24 protein-coding genes are annotated in these 16928 nt (G+C 53.9%); 15 read left to right on the forward strand and 9 right to left on the reverse strand.

Annotation, left to right across the window (positions count from 1 at the left end):
* Positions 1–31 precede the first annotated feature (31 nt).
* Complete coding sequence (locus tag V7775_RS21955; RefSeq protein WP_335754077.1) at positions 32–745, forward strand: VIT1/CCC1 transporter family protein; 714 nt, start codon at positions 32–34, stop codon at positions 743–745.
* Positions 746–817: 72 nt separating this feature from the next.
* Entirely contained in the window at positions 818–1969 is a 1152-nt protein-coding gene (locus V7775_RS21960) for a site-2 protease family protein (protein ID WP_335754078.1), read from the forward strand.
* Between the two features lie 48 nt (positions 1970–2017).
* Here V7775_RS21960 and V7775_RS21965 read toward each other — a convergent pair whose 3' ends face one another.
* Together V7775_RS21965 and V7775_RS21970 are read right to left on the reverse strand one after the other, a co-directional pair.
* Complete coding sequence (locus V7775_RS21965; protein ID WP_335754079.1) at positions 2018–2464, reverse strand: universal stress protein; 447 nt, start codon at positions 2462–2464, stop codon at positions 2018–2020.
* A 36-nt stretch (positions 2465–2500) separates the two neighbouring features.
* The gene (locus tag V7775_RS21970; protein WP_335754080.1) at positions 2501–2938 is read right to left on the reverse strand and encodes a host attachment protein; all 438 of its coding nucleotides are present in this window, start codon (positions 2936–2938) and stop codon (positions 2501–2503) included.
* A 126-nt stretch (positions 2939–3064) separates the two neighbouring features.
* Here V7775_RS21970 and V7775_RS21975 point away from each other — a divergent pair, with 126 nt between their 5' ends.
* From V7775_RS21975 to V7775_RS21985, 3 genes are all read left to right on the forward strand, one after another.
* Positions 3065–3421: a PAS domain S-box protein gene (locus V7775_RS21975; RefSeq protein ID WP_335754081.1), complete on the forward strand. Its 357-nt coding sequence runs from the start codon at positions 3065–3067 to the stop codon at positions 3419–3421.
* Positions 3422–3493: 72 nt separating this feature from the next.
* Complete coding sequence (locus V7775_RS21980; protein WP_335754082.1) at positions 3494–4063, forward strand: sensor histidine kinase; 570 nt, start codon at positions 3494–3496, stop codon at positions 4061–4063.
* A gap of 8 nt (positions 4064–4071) precedes the next feature.
* A complete protein-coding gene (locus V7775_RS21985; protein WP_335754083.1) occupies positions 4072–4614 on the forward strand; it encodes a response regulator in 543 nt (180 codons plus the stop codon).
* Here V7775_RS21985 and V7775_RS21990 read toward each other — a convergent pair.
* Entirely contained in the window at positions 4581–5348 is a 768-nt protein-coding gene (locus tag V7775_RS21990; protein WP_335754140.1) for a response regulator, read from the reverse strand. The genes V7775_RS21985 and V7775_RS21990 overlap by 34 nt on opposite strands.
* Positions 5349–5533: 185 nt before the next feature.
* Here V7775_RS21990 and V7775_RS21995 point away from each other — a divergent pair, with 185 nt between their 5' ends.
* Positions 5534–6208: a helix-turn-helix domain-containing protein gene (locus V7775_RS21995; RefSeq protein ID WP_335754084.1), complete on the forward strand. Its 675-nt coding sequence runs from the start codon at positions 5534–5536 to the stop codon at positions 6206–6208.
* A 70-nt stretch (positions 6209–6278) separates the two neighbouring features.
* Here the strand turns inward: V7775_RS21995 and V7775_RS22000 are convergent, their stop codons facing one another.
* Positions 6279–6710: a DUF2267 domain-containing protein gene (locus V7775_RS22000; RefSeq protein ID WP_335754085.1), complete on the reverse strand. Its 432-nt coding sequence runs from the start codon at positions 6708–6710 to the stop codon at positions 6279–6281.
* Between the two features lie 20 nt (positions 6711–6730).
* The gene (locus tag V7775_RS22005) at positions 6731–7912 is read right to left on the reverse strand and encodes a hypothetical protein (RefSeq protein WP_335754086.1); all 1182 of its coding nucleotides are present in this window, start codon (positions 7910–7912) and stop codon (positions 6731–6733) included.
* Between the two features lie 142 nt (positions 7913–8054).
* On the opposite strand from V7775_RS22005, the gene V7775_RS22010 reads away from it, so the two are divergent.
* A complete protein-coding gene (locus V7775_RS22010) occupies positions 8055–8894 on the forward strand; it encodes a universal stress protein (protein ID WP_335754087.1) in 840 nt (279 codons plus the stop codon).
* Here the strand turns inward: V7775_RS22010 and V7775_RS22015 are convergent.
* Positions 8884–9252, reverse strand: coding sequence for an endonuclease/exonuclease/phosphatase family protein (locus V7775_RS22015; RefSeq protein WP_335754088.1), 369 nt, complete (start codon positions 9250–9252; stop codon positions 8884–8886). The genes V7775_RS22010 and V7775_RS22015 overlap by 11 nt on opposite strands.
* Before the next feature lie 113 nt (positions 9253–9365).
* Between V7775_RS22015 and V7775_RS22020 the strand changes: the two genes are divergently transcribed.
* From V7775_RS22020 to V7775_RS22045, 6 genes are all read left to right on the forward strand, one after another.
* The gene (locus V7775_RS22020; RefSeq protein ID WP_335754089.1) at positions 9366–9752 is read left to right on the forward strand and encodes a hypothetical protein; all 387 of its coding nucleotides are present in this window, start codon (positions 9366–9368) and stop codon (positions 9750–9752) included.
* 58 nt (positions 9753–9810) lie between these two features.
* Entirely contained in the window at positions 9811–9957 is a 147-nt protein-coding gene (locus V7775_RS22025; protein ID WP_335754090.1) for a hypothetical protein, read from the forward strand.
* A gap of 142 nt (positions 9958–10099) precedes the next feature.
* Complete coding sequence (locus V7775_RS22030; RefSeq protein ID WP_335754091.1) at positions 10100–11545, forward strand: YfcC family protein; 1446 nt, start codon at positions 10100–10102, stop codon at positions 11543–11545.
* Positions 11542–12765, forward strand: a complete 1224-nt coding sequence (arcA, locus tag V7775_RS22035) for an arginine deiminase (RefSeq protein ID WP_335754092.1) — start codon at positions 11542–11544, stop codon at positions 12763–12765. Before V7775_RS22030 ends, arcA begins: the two co-directional genes overlap by 4 nt.
* A 4-nt stretch (positions 12766–12769) precedes the next feature.
* Positions 12770–13771, forward strand: a complete 1002-nt coding sequence (argF, locus tag V7775_RS22040) for an ornithine carbamoyltransferase (RefSeq protein WP_335754093.1) — start codon at positions 12770–12772, stop codon at positions 13769–13771.
* Positions 13772–14668, forward strand: a complete 897-nt coding sequence (locus V7775_RS22045) for a carbamate kinase (protein ID WP_335754094.1) — start codon at positions 13772–13774, stop codon at positions 14666–14668.
* 37 nt (positions 14669–14705) lie between these two features.
* Here V7775_RS22045 and V7775_RS22050 read toward each other — a convergent pair whose 3' ends face one another.
* The 3 genes from V7775_RS22050 to V7775_RS22060 are packed head-to-tail and all read right to left on the reverse strand — an operon-like array spanning position 14706 to position 15873.
* Entirely contained in the window at positions 14706–15005 is a 300-nt protein-coding gene (locus V7775_RS22050; RefSeq protein WP_335754095.1) for a chaperone modulator CbpM, read from the reverse strand.
* Entirely contained in the window at positions 15002–15460 is a 459-nt protein-coding gene (locus V7775_RS22055; protein ID WP_335754096.1) for a DnaJ C-terminal domain-containing protein, read from the reverse strand. The genes V7775_RS22050 and V7775_RS22055 overlap by 4 nt, the downstream gene beginning before the upstream one ends.
* Positions 15391–15873, reverse strand: a complete 483-nt coding sequence (locus V7775_RS22060; protein WP_335754097.1) for a J domain-containing protein — start codon at positions 15871–15873, stop codon at positions 15391–15393. Before V7775_RS22060 ends, V7775_RS22055 begins: the two co-directional genes overlap by 70 nt.
* Positions 15874–16052: 179 nt before the next feature.
* On the opposite strand from V7775_RS22060, the gene V7775_RS22065 reads away from it, so the two are divergent.
* Complete coding sequence (locus tag V7775_RS22065) at positions 16053–16526, forward strand: hypothetical protein (RefSeq protein WP_335754098.1); 474 nt, start codon at positions 16053–16055, stop codon at positions 16524–16526.
* Entirely contained in the window at positions 16499–16810 is a 312-nt protein-coding gene (locus V7775_RS22070) for a hypothetical protein (RefSeq protein ID WP_335754099.1), read from the forward strand. The genes V7775_RS22065 and V7775_RS22070 overlap by 28 nt, the downstream gene beginning before the upstream one ends.
* The last annotated feature ends 118 nt before the right edge of the window (positions 16811–16928 follow it).

Genomic DNA, 16928 nt, shown 5'->3' on the forward strand with positions numbered 1-16928 from the left:
ATGCTAGGCTATTATCCGCGATACTGCATGCATGACACAAGAACATGGACACAGCCGCGATGAAATCGCCACCCGCCTGAACGCTGGCCAACAAAACAGCAACCTCAAAGACATGATTTATGGCGGGATCGACGGGGCTGTGACGACCTTTGCGATTGTTGCCGGGGTTGAAGGCGCAGGACTACCCCATAGTATCATTGTGGCGCTTGGATTGGCCAATATTCTGGCGGATGGGTTTTCAATGGCGGCCAGCAATTATTCTGGCACCAAGGCTGAGCTGGATGACCGCAAACGCATTATTCAGACCGAAGAACGCCATATCGCACAGCACCCAGAGGGAGAGTTAGAAGAGCTGCGACAGATTTTGCAAATGCGGGGCCTGTCCGGTGCCGTGCTCGATCAGGCGACCAGTGAAATCTCACAAAGCCGCGAAAATTGGATCGGCTTGATGCTTACGGACGAATACGGATTGGCACGTGATGACCCAGAACCGTTGCGCGCAGCTTTGGCTACTTTCGCGGCCTTTTTGATTGCTGGTTCGGTGCCACTGGTCCCCTTTCTGTTTGACCTTCAGAATGCCTTTGCCACTTCAATTTTTGCGACCCTCCTGACCTTTTTCATAATTGGTGCCGCCAAAAGCCATTGGTCACTTGCCAAATGGTGGCGTTCTGGTGCTGAGACATTGTTGATAGGCGGCGTGGCGGCACTTCTGGCGTACTTTGTCGGGGGCTTTTTCCATCCTTGATTTGCCCATTTGAGCGATATCAATTGACGACCGCAAATTGACGTTAGGTTTATGGCAAATGCGGAGCCAACCATGTTCTCAAATGCCGTAAAGCTCTTTTCCCTCAAAGGTTTCAAAATCAAAGTCGACCCCAGTTGGGTGATCATCGCGGGATTGGTGACCTGGAGCCTGTCGCAACAATATTTCCCTAACGTTTTACCCGATGTATCCAGCGCCACGTATCTGATGATGGCGTTGGTCGGGATGTTCGGATTTTTTGCATCCCTTTTGTTGCATGAATTGGCACATTCAGTCGTCGCACAGCACTTGGGTGTCCCCATCAAAAGCATCACATTGTTCATCTTTGGCGGGATGGCCGAACTCGGGGCAGAGCCATCATCAGCACGTGACGAGTTCTGGATTGCTCTGGCGGGTCCTGTCATGTCGTTTTGCCTGGCCTTTGGCTTGTGGACTTTCGCAGAAGCGACGAGGCTGGCTTCTAGCTCTCAAACCGTTGTCGAAGTGGTCTCCTATCTGGCTTTCACTAATCTGGTGTTAGCAATTTTCAACATGGTACCAGCCTTTCCGCTGGATGGCGGGCGCGTGCTGCGTGCATTTCTGTGGTACCGAACTGGGGACGCACTTGCAGCAACCCAAATCGCAGCTAGGTCAGGAACGTTTTTTGGCTACTTCCTTATGGCGCTTGGGGTTACCGCACTGTTCCAAGGGGCGTTCGTCGCAGGGCTTTGGCAGTTGATGATCGGGGGGGTTGTTCTGATCGCGGCACGCGCGAGCTATACCTCTCAGCTTGCCCGCGCAGTATTTGAGGGCAAGGCTGTGAACGCAGTGATGGAGCACGATCCTATCACTGTTGGACCAGACATGACCCTATCGGAGTTCGTCAGTCAGATCATGCTACGTCACGGTGTAAATTTCGTTCCTGTGGTCGAAGGAGACGTCATTCTTGGATACATCGACGGGTCCGTTCTATCGCGTATTGACCGTGAAAACTGGGTCAATACGCGCGTTGGTGATGTCTTTGTAGGCTTGGATCAAAGTGTGATGGTTGCGCCAGAACTACCAGTCGCGGAACTCCTGAAAATGATCCAACATACCGGACGTTGCAAGTTCTTGGTTATTTCGGACCACCAACTGTTTGGTGTCATCACTCTGGCAGACCTAACAGAATGTCTGAACGACAATGGTCTTGCTGAACATGAGCAGAAAGCAGCAGCAAAACACTAAACAGATGCCCCGATTGGCAGGGCCGCATAGTAACATCAACGTCCGCGACTAAACGACGGAAAGGCACGCGCATTTGGCAAGGTGATTAATCCGCTGGGTTGTGCTGCCCAAAACCACACTGGAAATCGCGCTAAGCCCGCGCCGCCCCGTCACGATCAAATCGGCTTCAATTTCATCGGCGTGGAGCAGAACTTCGGTGGCCGCATCGCCATGCGGCATATGTGTCTTAACCGCCTCAAAGCCGACATCTGCCGCAATGGTCAGGGCCTCGTCGAGGACGTGTTGACCCGCCTTCTCGATCTCTTCAAGCGACGGTTTCGTAATCGCCGCGTGATAGCCGGATACGGCACCAACGACAAAGGCGGCGGTTTCTCCGTGCGGCACATGCACCAGCGTTACCGTGCCTGAGTAAAGTTTTGCTAGGTCGAACCCAACACGGGCCGCGTTCTTGGATCTTTCTGACCCGTCAAGAGCAACAATAATCTGTCTGAACATTTGATATCTCCGGTTTGCTGATCAGTATCTCTGACCCTAGATGGCGACCAATTCGCCAAGATGTGTTTCGATTTTTTCGAGCGATTGCGCCGAAAGGTCTTTGGGTATTTCACCGAGTAATGCTGCACTTAAGGGGCCGTCAATCTCAGCACGCAGAAGACCCATCATATGGGGGCCTGAAACCAAGATCAGTCGGTTAAACCTCTTGACGAGATAGTCCTTCGCGATCTGTGCAATGATCTCTTTTGCAAACCGCGTGTCATTGACCAGTTTCGCGTCACTTTGTTCAACTGCGGCAACCCCCGGCCCTGCACTACTATGTCCAACGCCAGCCCTATCGCGCGGCACACTTGCCTCGGCTGTCTGCCAAGTCTTGCCAGCCAAAGCAGTCAAGCCTTTGCCGGGCCCTTGATGCGTTACTACCCTCGCGGTCCGCGCGTTTGCTAAAACAATCCAAGTAATGGTTGGTTTCATTCCTGCCTCCGTTTTTGTGTCTGTCACGAATTTGGCAGATCATGTCCGCAGACCTTTGATACAAGTCAATTCAGGCTTGCTCCCGTAGCGCAGCATTTGGCAGGGTAGACAAAAGGAACATCCCAAATGACCAATGCCCACGAGGACAGCGCAGTCTTATTCGCGATCCTTGAAGCCGCAGTGGACGCAATAATCGTGTCAGATGGACAAGGAACAATCCTGCGGGCCATTCCGGCAGCAGCAAAAATGTTCAAGTATGACGTCGCCGAAATGGTTGGGCAAAGTGTGAACATGTTAATGCCGCAGGCTTTGGCTGAGATTCACGACGGCTTTATGTCGCATCATATCGAGACGGGGGAGAAACGGATCATCGGGATCGGGCGCGATGTTGAGGGACAACGCAAGGACTCTTCTGTGTTTCCATTGCACCTTTCGGTGGGTCACTCAGAGGTCAGTGGCCAACACATCTTCATCGGAATCTAGCATGATCTGACCCACCGCAAAGCGCCCAAAAACGCGCTTGCCCGTTCGCAGCGATTGGATGCCATTGGTCAGATGACGGGTGGCATTGCGCATGATTTCAACAATTTGCTGACCGTTATCGTTGGAAATTTGGAACTGCTGGAAATGCGCAGCACGGACGGACGGCAATTGCCGTTGATAAGAGACGCTCTTGAGTCTGCTGAACTTGGCGCAGATTTGACATCTCGGCTGATGATCTTTGCACGCAAATGCAATCTCAACCCTGAAAGAGCGGACTTGCGAAAGTTCTGCTCAGATACGCTCGCGCTCCTTAAGCGAACCATAGGAGCCACGTATCATATCAGAACCGACTTTGCTGATGACCTGGATGCAGTGATGGTTGACCTCGTTCAACTGCAATCCGCCCTCATGAACTTGGCGCTGAATGCACGTGACGCGATGGGCTCAGGTGGTGAATTGATGGTCTCAACCCAAAATGTGACCATCGATGACACCTACATGGCACAAGAAACCGATATTGAGCCGGGGGATTATGTTCGCCTGTCTGTCAGCGACGATGGTGCAGGGATGAACATTGAGGCGCAAAAACGCGCGTTTGAGCCTTTTTTACAACCAAATCTGACAGTGGTGGCACGGGGTTAGGGCTGGCCATGGTCTATGGCTTTGTGTGTCAATCTGGCGGGCACGTCACGCTGTACAGTGAACTGGGTCTTGGAACCAGTTTTGGCCTCTACTTCCCAGCCTTGCCGCACAGTACTGTGCAAAGTGGGACTGATGCTCCAAATGGGCGTGCCTCAGTATTACCGCAAGGAAATGGCGAAACCATCCTGATCGTTGAAGATAATCCGAAAGTGCGTAAGCTGTCGAGTGAACGTATTCGCGACCTCGGGTTTCAGGCTCTGGAGGCGGAAAGCAGTGATCAAGCCTATCAGATGCTAAAGGCCGGGGCGCAGGTTGATCTGGCTTTCTCAGACTTGGTGATGCCGGGTGCCCTGAATGGCTCTGACCTTGCGGCAAAGGTTTCGCAAGAAATCCCCCAGCTTAAAGTGCTTTTGACCTCTGGCTATGCCAGCAATGTGATTACGTTAGGATTGGCACATGAGCGGCCATACGAAATCCTGCACAAGCCCTATCGACAGTCAGAGTTGGCGCGCAGGCTTCAGGCGCTCTTGCACGATGTTATTGACGCTTGAACAATCTGAACTTCGCAAGAGAAAGAATAACCGACACCGCGCGCTGTTTTGATCAGCTTTGGGTCCGACGGGTCACGCTCTATCTTTTTGCGTAGGCGCGCAATTTGATTGTCGATCGCACGGTCCAACGGGTTCCACTCTGTGCCCCCAGCTAGGTCCATCAATTGATCTAGTGACAGCACCCGCTTGGGTCTATTGAGGAAAACATCCAGCAGCCTAAAGTCACCGCTGGTCAGCTCGCATTCAACACCGCTGCGATTCATCAGCTTCATCTGATGAGGGATTGCGATCAAGCCGTCAAAGGAAAAGTGCACCCTTTTAGGGGATTGGGCCGGACTGCTTACCAAGGTATCTGCGGCTTTTTGCAAACCCTGTGATGTTGTCTCAGAGCGGAGCAAAACACTTCTGATCCGCGCAAGCACCTTGCGCGGATGAAACGGCTTTATGGTATGATCATCTGCCCCAACTTCAAGCCCAACAACCCAGTCGATAACGTCTTCCTTGTCCGTCACCATGATAATCGGAACTTGAGACGTGCGCCGGATCTGGCGTGCCAGATCGATGCCGTTATCCGACTCCAGATTTAAATCCAGTGTAATCAGACTGACAGCCGAGGTTTCATTCACTTGCAACACTTCTGTCGCCGTCTCCGCTTCAATCACACCAAAGTCATCATCCTCAAGCACATTGCGCAGAAGGTTTCTGATCTTGGGATCGTCATCAACGGCAAGGATTGTCTGGTCCCTCTAAGATCCCTTACGCTCTCGTTGTACCGATGAAACATGGCTTGCATAGGTACAACGAGAGCGAAGCATTGGTAGCTCTGTTACAAATTGATACAAAAACCCGTGCTATTCGAATAATCCCGATTACATTAATTTTTCAAGATGGCTTCAAATCATAATGGAGGCTCATCGCGATGTACGTCACAATCCCTACTGTAACTGCCGCTCAATCCGCATTTACACCGCTTGCGACTACCCTGCCGCAAACCGCCGAGGCGCGCCTGAAACCCGGTGCATATTTGTATTATGAAGGCGACGATGTGGAGTGGCTTTATCAAGTCACAAGCGGCGTTTTGCGGCTGACGCGATTGCTTGCAGATGGGCGTCGCCAAGTTATCGCATTTGGGTATCCCGGTGATATCGTTGGATTTCCTTCCGCAGACATTCATCATACAGATTGTGAGGCGTTGACAGAAGTGCGCTTGCAGCCCTTTCGCCGCTCTGCCCTTGAAAGTGGTGAGGGTGATCCCAAACTGCACAATGCCCTGTTACAAGCCGCATTGCGCGAAATCAGCGGCATGCAGGACCACTTTATGATGCTTGGGCGAAAATCGGCCAGCGAGAAATTGGCGTCGTTTTTGTGCGTCCTTACAGAGCGTGTTGGGGTAGATTTGGGTGCCTACAGAAGTGTAACACTGCCGATGAGTCGTTCTGATATCGCAGACTTTCTGGGCCTCACCACCGAAACCGTCAGCCGGACGTTCACGCAGTTGCGCAAAAGTAAAATCATCGCCATCGACAACATTCATACTATTATCGTACAGCGTCCAACGGCCTTGTTGGGGTTATCATTGGGCGATCGGGACTGACACAAAGGTCCATGATCTAGCCATATCGAAACGCCACGGGGTTAACCAACCCCGTGGCGTTTTCTTTAGTTTACGGTGCTGGCCAAAGCTCGCGGATCGGCGCGGGCAGAGTGGCGCGAACATCTTCGATCTCGCCTCTGCTCAAGCGGTTGTTCAACAGATCAAAGACGCATTTGATATCCTCTCGCCCTCGATATTCCTCTGCATCACCCATCTGATCCGCGATGAATGTAAGGAAATCTTGCGCGTTGCGTTCCTTGATCGGGGTTCGCTTGGGCATCCAACCTTCAAAGAAAAAGCCGCGTATCAGGAGAGGCAATTGCGCTGACATCTGCGCCAGTTCATCCACCAACAGATGATCCCTTATGTGGTGCAGCGTTATCCGCAACAAGCGCAGCGTGCTTCTTTTTGAAGACCAGCCAAGGCGCTCTGCCAGTTCGTTAATCCATTCATGGGTCAAATGGATGCTGTGGTCGATGACTTCCAATCCTTGAGCAGTCATGGGTTCTCTCCTGTTTCTGTTCAGTCTTCGATGGGTTTCATGTCAACGTCCAACGCAACGCCGGGATTGCCGAGCATTGATTGGAAAACCGCGCGTGTCATGGCACCAATACCAAGCAGGACCAGTGTGTAATTGGCGACCCAGCCCACGAACGGGATGAAGTTCAGCAATGCGACAAATATGATCGCGGCAGCTAGGACCAGCAAGCGGGCAACGCTACTTGGCTCAACCGCGCCTCCCAAGCCTAACCAAAGGCGCATTGCTACACTGTAGGCACCCAAAGCATAACCAAGCGTCCAGATCACGACGATCGCCAGCAGTACGATGGGCACAAAAGGAAGGCCGACTATGGTGAGCCCGACGATCGGGACCATGCCAAACAACATCGACAGACCGATGACTCCGAGAAGAAGAGTTTGACCGGGTGCCTGTGCAATACTGCGACGCATTTTCGACAGGCGTTTGGGCATGAAACCCAGCATCAAAGCACCAAGTACCAAAAAGAACAGAAGCGAGATCGCAAAGCCGAACATAATGGACATAAACGTTGGCAACGCGGGCATGTCTTTGCTCACCTCCTGCCATTCCTCCCAAACACGCCCGCCTGAAACCCTTTCAAATATCACGCGATCAGTGGCCGCGACCCGATCAGGAACACTCATCTTTTCCTCAAGGCTATATGTCAGCGTACCGCTGACAACTGCATCGGGTCCAAACGAGAGCGTTTGCGCCAAAATGCGGGCATCCCCTTTGATGGCAGCATTTAAGATAACATCACGGCCCATAACGGACAGTGCACCCATTACGGGACCCTCAATCGTGACCGAATTGCCCATCAGACGCGCATTGCCTTGCGTTATCGAGCTGCTTTCGGTGCGCAGGGAAAACCCCGCTGCGGCCAGATCCTCAGCAATGGCACCGCGGATAATAACGGTCCCCCCCAGCGCATACAGGTCTTCGATGACATCAGCACTTACCGACACATCAAGCCCGGAGACATGCAGATCACCCTGCGTGGCTCCATTTACTTTAACCGAACGTGCCGCCATGAAAGTATCCCCGACCGTGTCTACCGCCTGGTTAATTTGCGACCCAGCGAAAAAGGTATCTTCACCGTTTCGAGTTGAGACCGTGTCAGCCAAGGTTGCTGTCGAAAAGCCAAGAGTGACAATGGCGGCCAATACATTTGTGAAGGTGAACATGAATAAGCTCCTCGGAAGAGTTGGGGTTGCCCACTGAAATATCCGAATACGCAAGCACCCGATTGACTCGGATCAATCGCGCCTTTTCACGCGTTGTTAACCTTCATGGAACGCTAATTGATGCATGAAAAGGAATGTACGCATGGGACTGAAAACAATCATGGTGTGCCTAACCACGCCCGAAAACACTGAAACGCTCTTGAAAGTGGCGGTTCCCTTAGCGCGCAAACACAATGCACATTTGATCGGGTTGCACACAGTTGAGGCGTTGCTGGTGTATCCAGGCATTGCAATGCACATCCCCGAACCAGCATTCACTACGTTCAACGAAAGTCAAAAAAGGGAATCCGAGGCGATCAAAGCGATCTTTGTAAAACACACAACAAACGAGGATTTCGTCAGCGAGTTCCGGCTGGTCCGCGCCGAGGCCGTTTCTGCAAGTGAGCGGATGGTTGAATGCGCGCGAGCAGCTGACCTTGTTATCATGGCGCATGAAGACAAAGAGAATGACCGATATGATCAAAGGAACGCACAAATCCAAGTAATCCGCGAAAGCGGCAGGCCAGTTATTGTGGTGCCGCTGGAGTATGATGGCCCCGAGATTGGTAGCAATCTGTTGTTGGGTTGGAGCGACACCAGAGAAGCGGCGCGCGCTGCACATGATATGTTAGGGCTCGCTGAAGTCGGCGCGAACCTGACCGTGTTGCGCGTTGGCAAGGCGCCTCAAGACGCGTTGAAGGATGGGGATGCAATTGACGTTGTCGAGATGTTTGCACGCCACGGTTTGAAAACCACACTGGAGCATCGGGAACCCTCAGGTCATAGTATTGCTGAAGTCCTTAACAAAGCGGCGTTCGAAATGGGCGCGGACATTATTGCAACTGGTGCCTTTGGCCATTCTCGCGCCTATGATTTTGTTATTGGAGCGACCACCCATGCGTTGCTGCGTGATCAGCAGTTGCCAGTGCTATTTAGCAAGTAACTTCAGGCACAAGGATATCGGACCAGATTGGCAAACGGTCCGATGCCACTCTTGCCAAAGTGCCCTGCTCTACCCCACTGTCACGCATTTCAAGGCTATGCGACAGTGCAAACTGGTCAAGCGCTGCCATGGGTCGTGCTGAGTGAAACAATCGCCCCGGACTTTGGGTCACAAAACGCGTCGCCAGTGGTTCAAACCCTTTGCGCGCGGACCACTCGTTGAAATCACCTGCGATCACGACGTGCGCGTCGGCCGATGTTGCGTCATCCAAAACGGCAAGCTGCGCGCGCCTATCACGGCGCAACAGCCCAAGATGAGTGGCCACAACGGTCAACCCAGCGCCCACGTCCAAAGTCATGCGCGCGGCAGCGCCGGGCGGCGCGGGCCAAGCCGCTTGTCCACTTCCTGCAAAACGACGACATATGCACCAAGACTGTTGATGAACTGCAGCGTGCGTTCTGGCCGTCGCTGTTGATCCAGCCCAAGATCCTTGCCATATGGGCGCTCTTGCTCATCGCAGGGTTCGTTTCACTGGGATTTGCCCGCTGGTCGCTGGCCTTTGTCAGCTTTGCAACCTTGGCCTTGTCACTGATGCCTCCTCTACTTGCTGCGCGCTGGTCTTTGACCCTGCCACTGCCGGTCTTGATCTTCACCACCTTGTTCTTTTTCGCCTCAATCTTTCTGGGAGAGGCTTTCGATTTTTATGAACGTCTGTGGTGGTGGGATCTGGCATTGCACGGCTCTTCAGCACTAGGGTTTGGACTGTCAGGATTCCTCTTTGTCTTTATGCTGTTCGAAGGGGATCGGTTCGCGGCCCCCCCTCGGCCATCGCCTTCATCACCTTTTGTGTCACCATGACCGTTGGCGCGATTTGGGAAGTATTTGAGTACGCGATGGATATGTTTTTGACCTAAGCATGCAAAAATCCGGGCTGGACGATACGATGGGTGACCTGATCGTGAACGCGCTTGGCGGGTTTATCGCCAGCCTAACTGGCTACGTTTATTGGTCCGCAATTCCGCAGGCATGTTGGGACAGGGGCTTTCGCGGTTCATCCAACTAAACCAACGGCTGTATTTGAAATACAAGCGACGGCTGAAAAAGTAAGTCCTGCTTGCGGCCCGATTGACCAATCTCAATCAATACACCCTGTGATACGCCATAACTCTGCTCTAACGACAACAATCCTGCGGGAGGAGTTTTCGATGGTCATGGTACCCCAATACGGCACGTCATCAAAGCAACCGCCGCAGGGCTGGTTCCCGACCGCCTACACAATCCTGTTCGTCCTTGTCATCGCAATGGCGGCCCTGACATGGATCGTGCCAGCAGGCGAGTACCAGCGCGTACCCAACAGTGTTCTTGGCAAGGACGTCCCTGTTCCCGGCACTTACGCACCAGTTGAATCAGCGCCGCAAGGTTTACTCGACGTGCTGATGGCCCCCATCGCAGGCTTTTACGATCCATCCTCCTACACAGCCAATGCCATTGATGTGTCGTTGTTTGTGCTGATTGTGGGCGGCTTTCTGGGCGTCGTGACGGCCACGGGAGCAATCAATACCGGCGTGGCGCAAGCCATGCGCAAGCTGGAAGGTCACGAGAAATGGATGATCCCGATCATGATGGCACTTTTTGCGGCAGGCGGGACGACCTATGGCATGGCCGAAGAAACGCTGGCGTTCTATGTCTTGTTGATCCCCATCATGATTGCCGCTGGATATGACGCGCTTACAGGTGTCGCGATTATTATGCTGGGCGCTGGTGTTGGTGTGATCGGCTCCACCATCAATCCATTCTCAACAGCGATTGCATCCAATGCGGCGGGCATTGCGTTCACCCAAGGGATGACTTTGCGGTTTGTGATCCTCGGCCTGTCATGGCTTGCGGCAGTTGCATTTGTGATGCGTTACGCTGAACGGGTGCGCCGCGACCCCAGCCAATCGCTTGTCGCACATATGAAAGAAGCCAATGAGGCGCATTTCCTGCAAAAGTATGCCCCAGCTGAGGGCGCGCGTCTGACGGCCATGCAAATCGTGATCCTGATCCTGTTTGCTGCAACCTTCGTAGTCATGGTCTGGGGCGTCTCAAGCCAAGGTTGGTGGATGGCTGAGATGTCCGCTTTGTTTTTGGCCGCTGCGATTGTGATCGGCACATTGGGCTGGCTGGGTGAAAAAGCGTTCACCAACGCTTTTGTCGAAGGCGCTCGTGACTTGTTGGGTGTCGCGCTTGTAATCGGGTTGGCGCGCGGCATCGTCATCATCATGGATCAGGGCCGCATCACCGACACGTTCCTGCACACCTTTGAGGGCTGGATTACCGGCATGTCGCAAGTCGCCTTTGTCAACGCGCTCTTTGGCATTGAAGCCGTGATGAGCTTTCTGGTCCCCTCCACCTCCGGCCTCGCGGTTTTGTCGATGCCAATCATGGCCCCGCTGTCGGACTTCGCTGGCGTTAGCCGTGATCTGGCCGTCACCGCGTTTCAGACCGCCATCGGCATCACCAATCTGGTCGCGCCAACCTATGCGGTGGTTGTTGGCGGATTGGCCATCGGACGTATACCCTACAACACTTGGTTGCGCTTCGTCTGGCCCTTGTTGGCGCTCCTGTCGCTGATGTCGATGGCCCTGCTAAGTGCGGCGGTGATGTTATGACCGCCCCGCTTGGTGTCCATTCCGAAGTTGGCAAACTTCGAACCGTTATGGTCTCGCGCCCCGGACTGGCGCATGAACGGCTGACCCCCAGCAACTGCGACGCGTTGTTGTTTGACGATGTGTTCTGGGTCGATGAGGCCCGCAAGGATCACTTTGCATTTTGTGACAAAATGCGGGATAGGGGTGTTGAGGTGCTGGAACAGCATGATCTGTTGACTGATATCCTTGATCTGCCAAAGGCCCGCGCATGGCTGCTGGACCGTAAAATCACTGAAGATCACATCGGTGTAGGCATGATGGACGAGCTGCGCGGCTGGCTGAACGAGATGCCCGCGACCGCGCTCACCCGTTTTTTGACGGGTGGCATCACCGTCAGTGATCTACCGTTCGAGCCACACAGCATGTTCGGCAGGTTCCTGGGATCGGACGGTTTCGTCCTGCCGCCCTTGCCCAATCTGATCTTTACACGTGATACCTCTTGCTGGATTTACGGCGGCGTCACATTGAACCCAATGCATTGGCAAGCGCGTCAGCAAGAGACGTTGATCGCTGCGGCTACTTACCGCTTTCATCCACGTTTTGCCAGCAAAACGAAAATCTGGTGGGGCAATCCTGATCAGGACTTTGGCCCGGCCACACTTGAGGGCGGCGATGTCATGCCAATTGGCAACGGGTGTGTTTTGGTGGGCATGGGAGAACGCACAACACCGCAGGCTGTAGGGCAACTGGCTGTATCATTGTTCGATCAAGGCGGGGCCGAACGGGTTATTGCCTGCCAAATGCCAGCCTCACGCGCCGCAATGCATCTGGATACGGTGTTTTCTTTTTGTGACCGCGATGTAGTGACCAGCTTTACCCAAGTTGCGGACAAAATCAGGTGCTACTCCCTTTACCCCGACGACAAACATGGCCTACGCGTCGTCGAAGACCCCGGTCATATATTTGATATTGTCCAACAAGCCCTGAACATTCCATCCTTGCGCATCATTGGTACTGGGGGCGATCATTTTGAACAAGAGCGCGAGCAATGGGATGATGGCAACAACGTCGTTGCGTTAGAGCCGGGCGTCGTGCTGGCTTATGACCGCAACGTCCACACCAACACGCAATTGCGCCGTGCAGGGATCGAAGTGATCACCATCCGCGGGGCCGAATTAGGCCGCGGGCGGGGTGGTGGCCACTGCATGACTTGTCCCATTTCACGCGATCCTGTGGAGTAATCTGATGTCGTTTAACCTCAAAAACCGTTCCTTCCTGTCCTTGCGTGACTTCAGCCCGCAAGAGATTAAGTTCCTTTTGAAACTCTCGGCTGATCTAAAGGCTGCGAAGTATGCAGGCACCGAACAGCAAATGCTTAAGGGCCGTGAGATTGCCTTGATCTTTGAGAAGAATTCCACCCGCACGCGGGTTGGATTTGAAGTGGCAGCACATGATCAGGGAGCACATGTTACCTATCTGGGGCCATCGGGCAGCCATATCGGCAAGAAAGAAAGCATCAAGGATACCGCCCGCGTATTGGGGCGGGTTTATGATGCAATCGAGTATCGCGGGTTTGGTCAGGAGGTGGTCGAGACCTTGGCAAAATGGTCTGGCGTGCCAGTTTACAACGGGCTGACGGATGAATTTCACCCTACCCAGATCCTCGCTGATGTGCTGACCATGACGGAACAAGTGGACAAACCACTGGGCCAAATCGCGTTCTGTTTTCTGGGGGATGCGGGTAACAATATGGGCGACAGCCTGTTGATCGGTGCGGCCAAACTGGGCATGGATGTGCGCCTTTGCGGCCCCAAATCGCTCTGGCCGGACAAGGCAATCGTGAATGCCGCGCTGAATGAGGCCAAAAATACAGGTGCGCGAATTTTGCTGACCGAAGACGTACAGCAAGGCGTGTCTGAATGTGATGTCGTCTATACTGATGTCTGGTTTTCGATGGGCGAACCCGAAGAGGTCTGGGCCGAGCGGATCAAGCTGTTGATGCCCTATCAGGTGAACGCTGAGGTGATGAAAATGACGGGTAATCCGCACGCGAAATTCATGCACTGCCTGCCCGCATTTCATAATACCGAGACCGAAGTGGGCCAGCATATCCGCGACACCTTTGGTCTGGACGCGATGGAGGTGACGGAAGAGGTCTTTGAGGCACCGGCATCCATCGTCTTTGATCAGGCCGAAAACCGGATGCACACCATTAAGGCCGTATTGGTCGCAACCTTAGGATTCTAAATGCGTATTGTTGTTGCTTTGGGCGGGAACGCCCTGTCAAAACGTGGTGAAACCCTCACCGCTGCGGGTCAACGCGCCAGTATCCGCGTCGCCGCGCAATCGTTGGCGGGCTTGCTGGAGGCCGGACACGAGGTGGTCATCACACATGGCAATGGTCCGCAGGTTGGGTATCTCGCCTTGCAGGGTGGTGTTTTTCCATTGGACGTTCTGGGCGCTGAGACGGACGGTATGATCGGCTATGTGTTGCAACAAGAGTTGGACAATGCCTATGCGCCGGATGTGCAATACGCGACGCTGCTTACGCAGATCGAAGTTGATCCAAACGATCCGGCATTTCAGACCCCGACCAAATTTATCGGCCCTATCTATACCGAAGAAGACGCCGCTAAGCTGAGTGCTGAACGCGGTTGGACCATTGGCCAAGACGGCGCAAATTTCCGCCGCACAGTGCCTTCTCCGCGTCCGAAACGTATCCTTGAACTCGACGTGATCAACCTGCTGCTGGATCAAAAGGTAATCGTTATTTGTGCAGGGGGCGGCGGCATTCCCGTTGTCCAAAAACCTGATGGCACGATGATCGGGATAGAGGCTGTGATCGACAAGGATCACGCTAGCGGTCTGTTGGCGCGTCAGATCAAAGCGGATGCATTTTTGATGTTAACTGACATTGAGGGCGTATTCGAACATTGGGGCACACCGGATCAGGCGCTGATCCAGCAAGCCACCCCTGACGCTCTTGCCAAAATATCATTCCCCGCGGGTTCAATGGGACCAAAGGTCGAGGCCGCGCGTGATTTTGCGCTGGCCACAGGCGGCTTTGCGGCAATTGGACGGCTTGCAGACTGTTTGGAGCTGGTCGCAGGGACAACCGGCACAAGGGTTCAGTTGGCAAGCTAGAGGCTATAACAAAAAGGCGCTATCTTTGGAGGTGTCTCTAAATCGCTTCGTATTGCGCAAGGCGGCGCAGTACGGTTTCACGCTCTTCCAGCAGATCGAGAACAAGCGCGACGCCAGCGGCGTTGATCCCTAAATCGCGGTTCAGCCTGCGTGCTTTCTTGGCCCGCACGATGCTGGTGCCGACAAATCGCCAGTTTCCGCTTGTGCTTCCAACCGGCTCCAGCACACCATGCTCTACCAGCTCGATCACCCAAGTCTCATCAGACTGACAGAACCGGCACAAGTCCTGCAGTGACAGCGCCTCGACAATATCGCTTTGTAATGTGGTTTTCTTCATCTTCCCTTTCCTCCAAGATTGGCGCGTGGATCAAAGGGCATCGCTTTAGCCATCTCTTCAAACAACGCACGCGCCTCTTCCGTTTCTACTTTTGGGTTCACAATCTTGAGGGTCGCATAGATGTCACCGTTAGGTGTCCCCGGCAGACCCTTGCCTTTCAAACGCATTTTTTGTCCGGACCGCGCATTCTTGGGGATGCGCAGATCAACCTGACCGTCGGGGGTTGGCATCACAACGTGGCCTCCCAACGCAGCTTCCCATGGGGTGATCGGCAAATCTAGATGCAGGCTTTTCCCGTCAATGCGGTACACAGGATGTGCAGCAAAAGTGACTTCGAGAAACAAATCGCCTGCCGAACGTCCATCAATGCTGGGGCCGCCTGGTCCTACCAACCTGATATGTTGACCTTGGGAGATCCTTTTTGGGACCCGAACGGACAAGGTGCGGTTTTGCATGGTAACGGCCCCGTTCGGCCCCACCACAGGTGTTCTGAGGGCCAGTTTGGCGCTCCGGCCCAAGGTAGGCATCCTCGATGGTAATCTCTTATGCGTCCGTGACTGTCCGCTGCTGGTCCGCCGCACGTGGCCTCTGCCGGACCGCCGCCACGGCGAAACAGTTCCTCGAAAAAGTCGCTAAACGCTTCGTCACTTTGCGGACCGTTTGCATCGGAAAAGGCGTAACTGTTGTCCCAACCGGGCGGGGGGTGATACCCACCTTGCCCCAGCGGCGGCTCTTGTCCCAACTGGTCATATGCAGCGAGCCGTTCAGGGTCTGCACCAGAGTTGATATCAGGATGATATTTCCGCGCCGCTTTGCGAAACGCTTTCCTTATATTATCCGCACCAGCGCTGGGGGCCAACTCAAGCACTTTGTATTAGTCTTTGAAATCCATCAGCCAGTTGTCCGATCATGAAGGGTTTGTCCGACGATGGCACGGATTACCCTTGTTCCATTGATCTTTGTTGGTTGGCACCAATCAAACCTCTGTCAGTTTGCATCAGAATGCTTGCGCCGCTTGCCTCAGCACCCTTCACAATGGAGAACGACATGAAACGCCGGACCATACTTTTTGCGATGAACACCAAAACCCCGGACGCCCAGATCTCGGATGCGGCCGAAGCAGCGGCACAAAATGACACGCGCCTCATCTGCCTGCTTATTGACGGGGCACCTGATTCCCCTCATTGCGTGTCGCTCTACGGCATTTCGGGCATCCCCGACTACTGGGCGGAAATGGTCCCTAAAGTAAAAGAAGCCCAAGAGGCGCGCGTACAGCAAATCGAAGCCCTGCTTGCCAAAAGCAACGCATCGGGGATCGTCCAATCCGCAATCTGCGCGGCCATAGAAGTCAAACACGTGGTGGCACGCGCCGCGCATGTGAGCGACGAGGCCTATGTCGCGGCCAACCTGCGCGACACGCCCGACATCCTGCGCGAAGTGGTCTCCGGTGTGTTGTTTCATTCCCCTATCGGATTTCAAATGAACAGGGCCCGTTGCAAAAGGCCACAACCGTCTTTTTAGCATCGGACAGCAGCGAAGGGGCCGCAAGTGCCGCCCACGCAGCACTGCCCTATTTGAAGGCCGCTAAAGAAGTTGTGGTTGGCTGCATTGGTCCAGTGATGACAAACGAACGTGATGGCCAAGACCCCGGCACAGATGTGGCCGGGGTCTTGGCCATCATGGCTGCAAAGTCACCGTGTCACAGTTTCCAAGCGGCGGACGTGACATTGGACGGTGCGTTCTGGCTCGCGCGCAAGAAATCGGTGCAGATCTTGTCATCATGGGCGGCACAACGCGCTCGATGATCGAACAAACTAACCTGCCAGTATTCTTGGCTCACTAGCCAAGGAAAGGGACAACAGCGAAATGGCATGCACAAATAGGACGGACCTGATCGACCTCACCCTCAAAGAATACGCTAAG

Origin of the sequence: Sulfitobacter sp. (assembly GCF_036960155.1) — a bacterium.
Classification (GTDB): Bacteria; Pseudomonadota; Alphaproteobacteria; order Rhodobacterales; family Rhodobacteraceae; genus Sulfitobacter.

Coding starts and splice junctions, on each gene's coding strand:
- V7775_RS22065 (WP_335754098.1), top strand. CDS start 16,053: ATGAAACGCCGGACCATACTTTTTGCGATGAACACCAAAACCCCGGAC.
- V7775_RS21960 (WP_335754078.1), top strand. CDS start 818: ATGTTCTCAAATGCCGTAAAGCTCTTTTCCCTCAAAGGTTTCAAAATC.
- V7775_RS21980 (WP_335754082.1), top strand. CDS start 3,494: ATGACGGGTGGCATTGCGCATGATTTCAACAATTTGCTGACCGTTATC.
- V7775_RS22015 (WP_335754088.1), bottom strand. CDS start 9,252: ATGACTTTGGACGTGGGCGCTGGGTTGACCGTTGTGGCCACTCATCTT.
- V7775_RS21985 (WP_335754083.1), top strand. CDS start 4,072: ATGGTCTATGGCTTTGTGTGTCAATCTGGCGGGCACGTCACGCTGTAC.
- V7775_RS21995 (WP_335754084.1), top strand. CDS start 5,534: ATGTACGTCACAATCCCTACTGTAACTGCCGCTCAATCCGCATTTACA.
- V7775_RS21955 (WP_335754077.1), top strand. CDS start 32: ATGACACAAGAACATGGACACAGCCGCGATGAAATCGCCACCCGCCTG.
- V7775_RS21965 (WP_335754079.1), bottom strand. CDS start 2,464: ATGTTCAGACAGATTATTGTTGCTCTTGACGGGTCAGAAAGATCCAAG.
- argF (WP_335754093.1), top strand. CDS start 12,770: ATGTCGTTTAACCTCAAAAACCGTTCCTTCCTGTCCTTGCGTGACTTC.
- V7775_RS22025 (WP_335754090.1), top strand. CDS start 9,811: ATGCAAAAATCCGGGCTGGACGATACGATGGGTGACCTGATCGTGAAC.
- V7775_RS22010 (WP_335754087.1), top strand. CDS start 8,055: ATGGGACTGAAAACAATCATGGTGTGCCTAACCACGCCCGAAAACACT.
- V7775_RS22045 (WP_335754094.1), top strand. CDS start 13,772: ATGCGTATTGTTGTTGCTTTGGGCGGGAACGCCCTGTCAAAACGTGGT.
- V7775_RS22055 (WP_335754096.1), bottom strand. CDS start 15,460: ATGCAAAACCGCACCTTGTCCGTTCGGGTCCCAAAAAGGATCTCCCAA.
- V7775_RS21970 (WP_335754080.1), bottom strand. CDS start 2,938: ATGAAACCAACCATTACTTGGATTGTTTTAGCAAACGCGCGGACCGCG.
- V7775_RS22050 (WP_335754095.1), bottom strand. CDS start 15,005: ATGAAGAAAACCACATTACAAAGCGATATTGTCGAGGCGCTGTCACTG.
- V7775_RS21975 (WP_335754081.1), top strand. CDS start 3,065: ATGACCAATGCCCACGAGGACAGCGCAGTCTTATTCGCGATCCTTGAA.
- V7775_RS22005 (WP_335754086.1), bottom strand. CDS start 7,912: ATGTTCACCTTCACAAATGTATTGGCCGCCATTGTCACTCTTGGCTTT.
- arcA (WP_335754092.1), top strand. CDS start 11,542: ATGACCGCCCCGCTTGGTGTCCATTCCGAAGTTGGCAAACTTCGAACC.
- V7775_RS22030 (WP_335754091.1), top strand. CDS start 10,100: ATGGTCATGGTACCCCAATACGGCACGTCATCAAAGCAACCGCCGCAG.
- V7775_RS22000 (WP_335754085.1), bottom strand. CDS start 6,710: ATGACTGCTCAAGGATTGGAAGTCATCGACCACAGCATCCATTTGACC.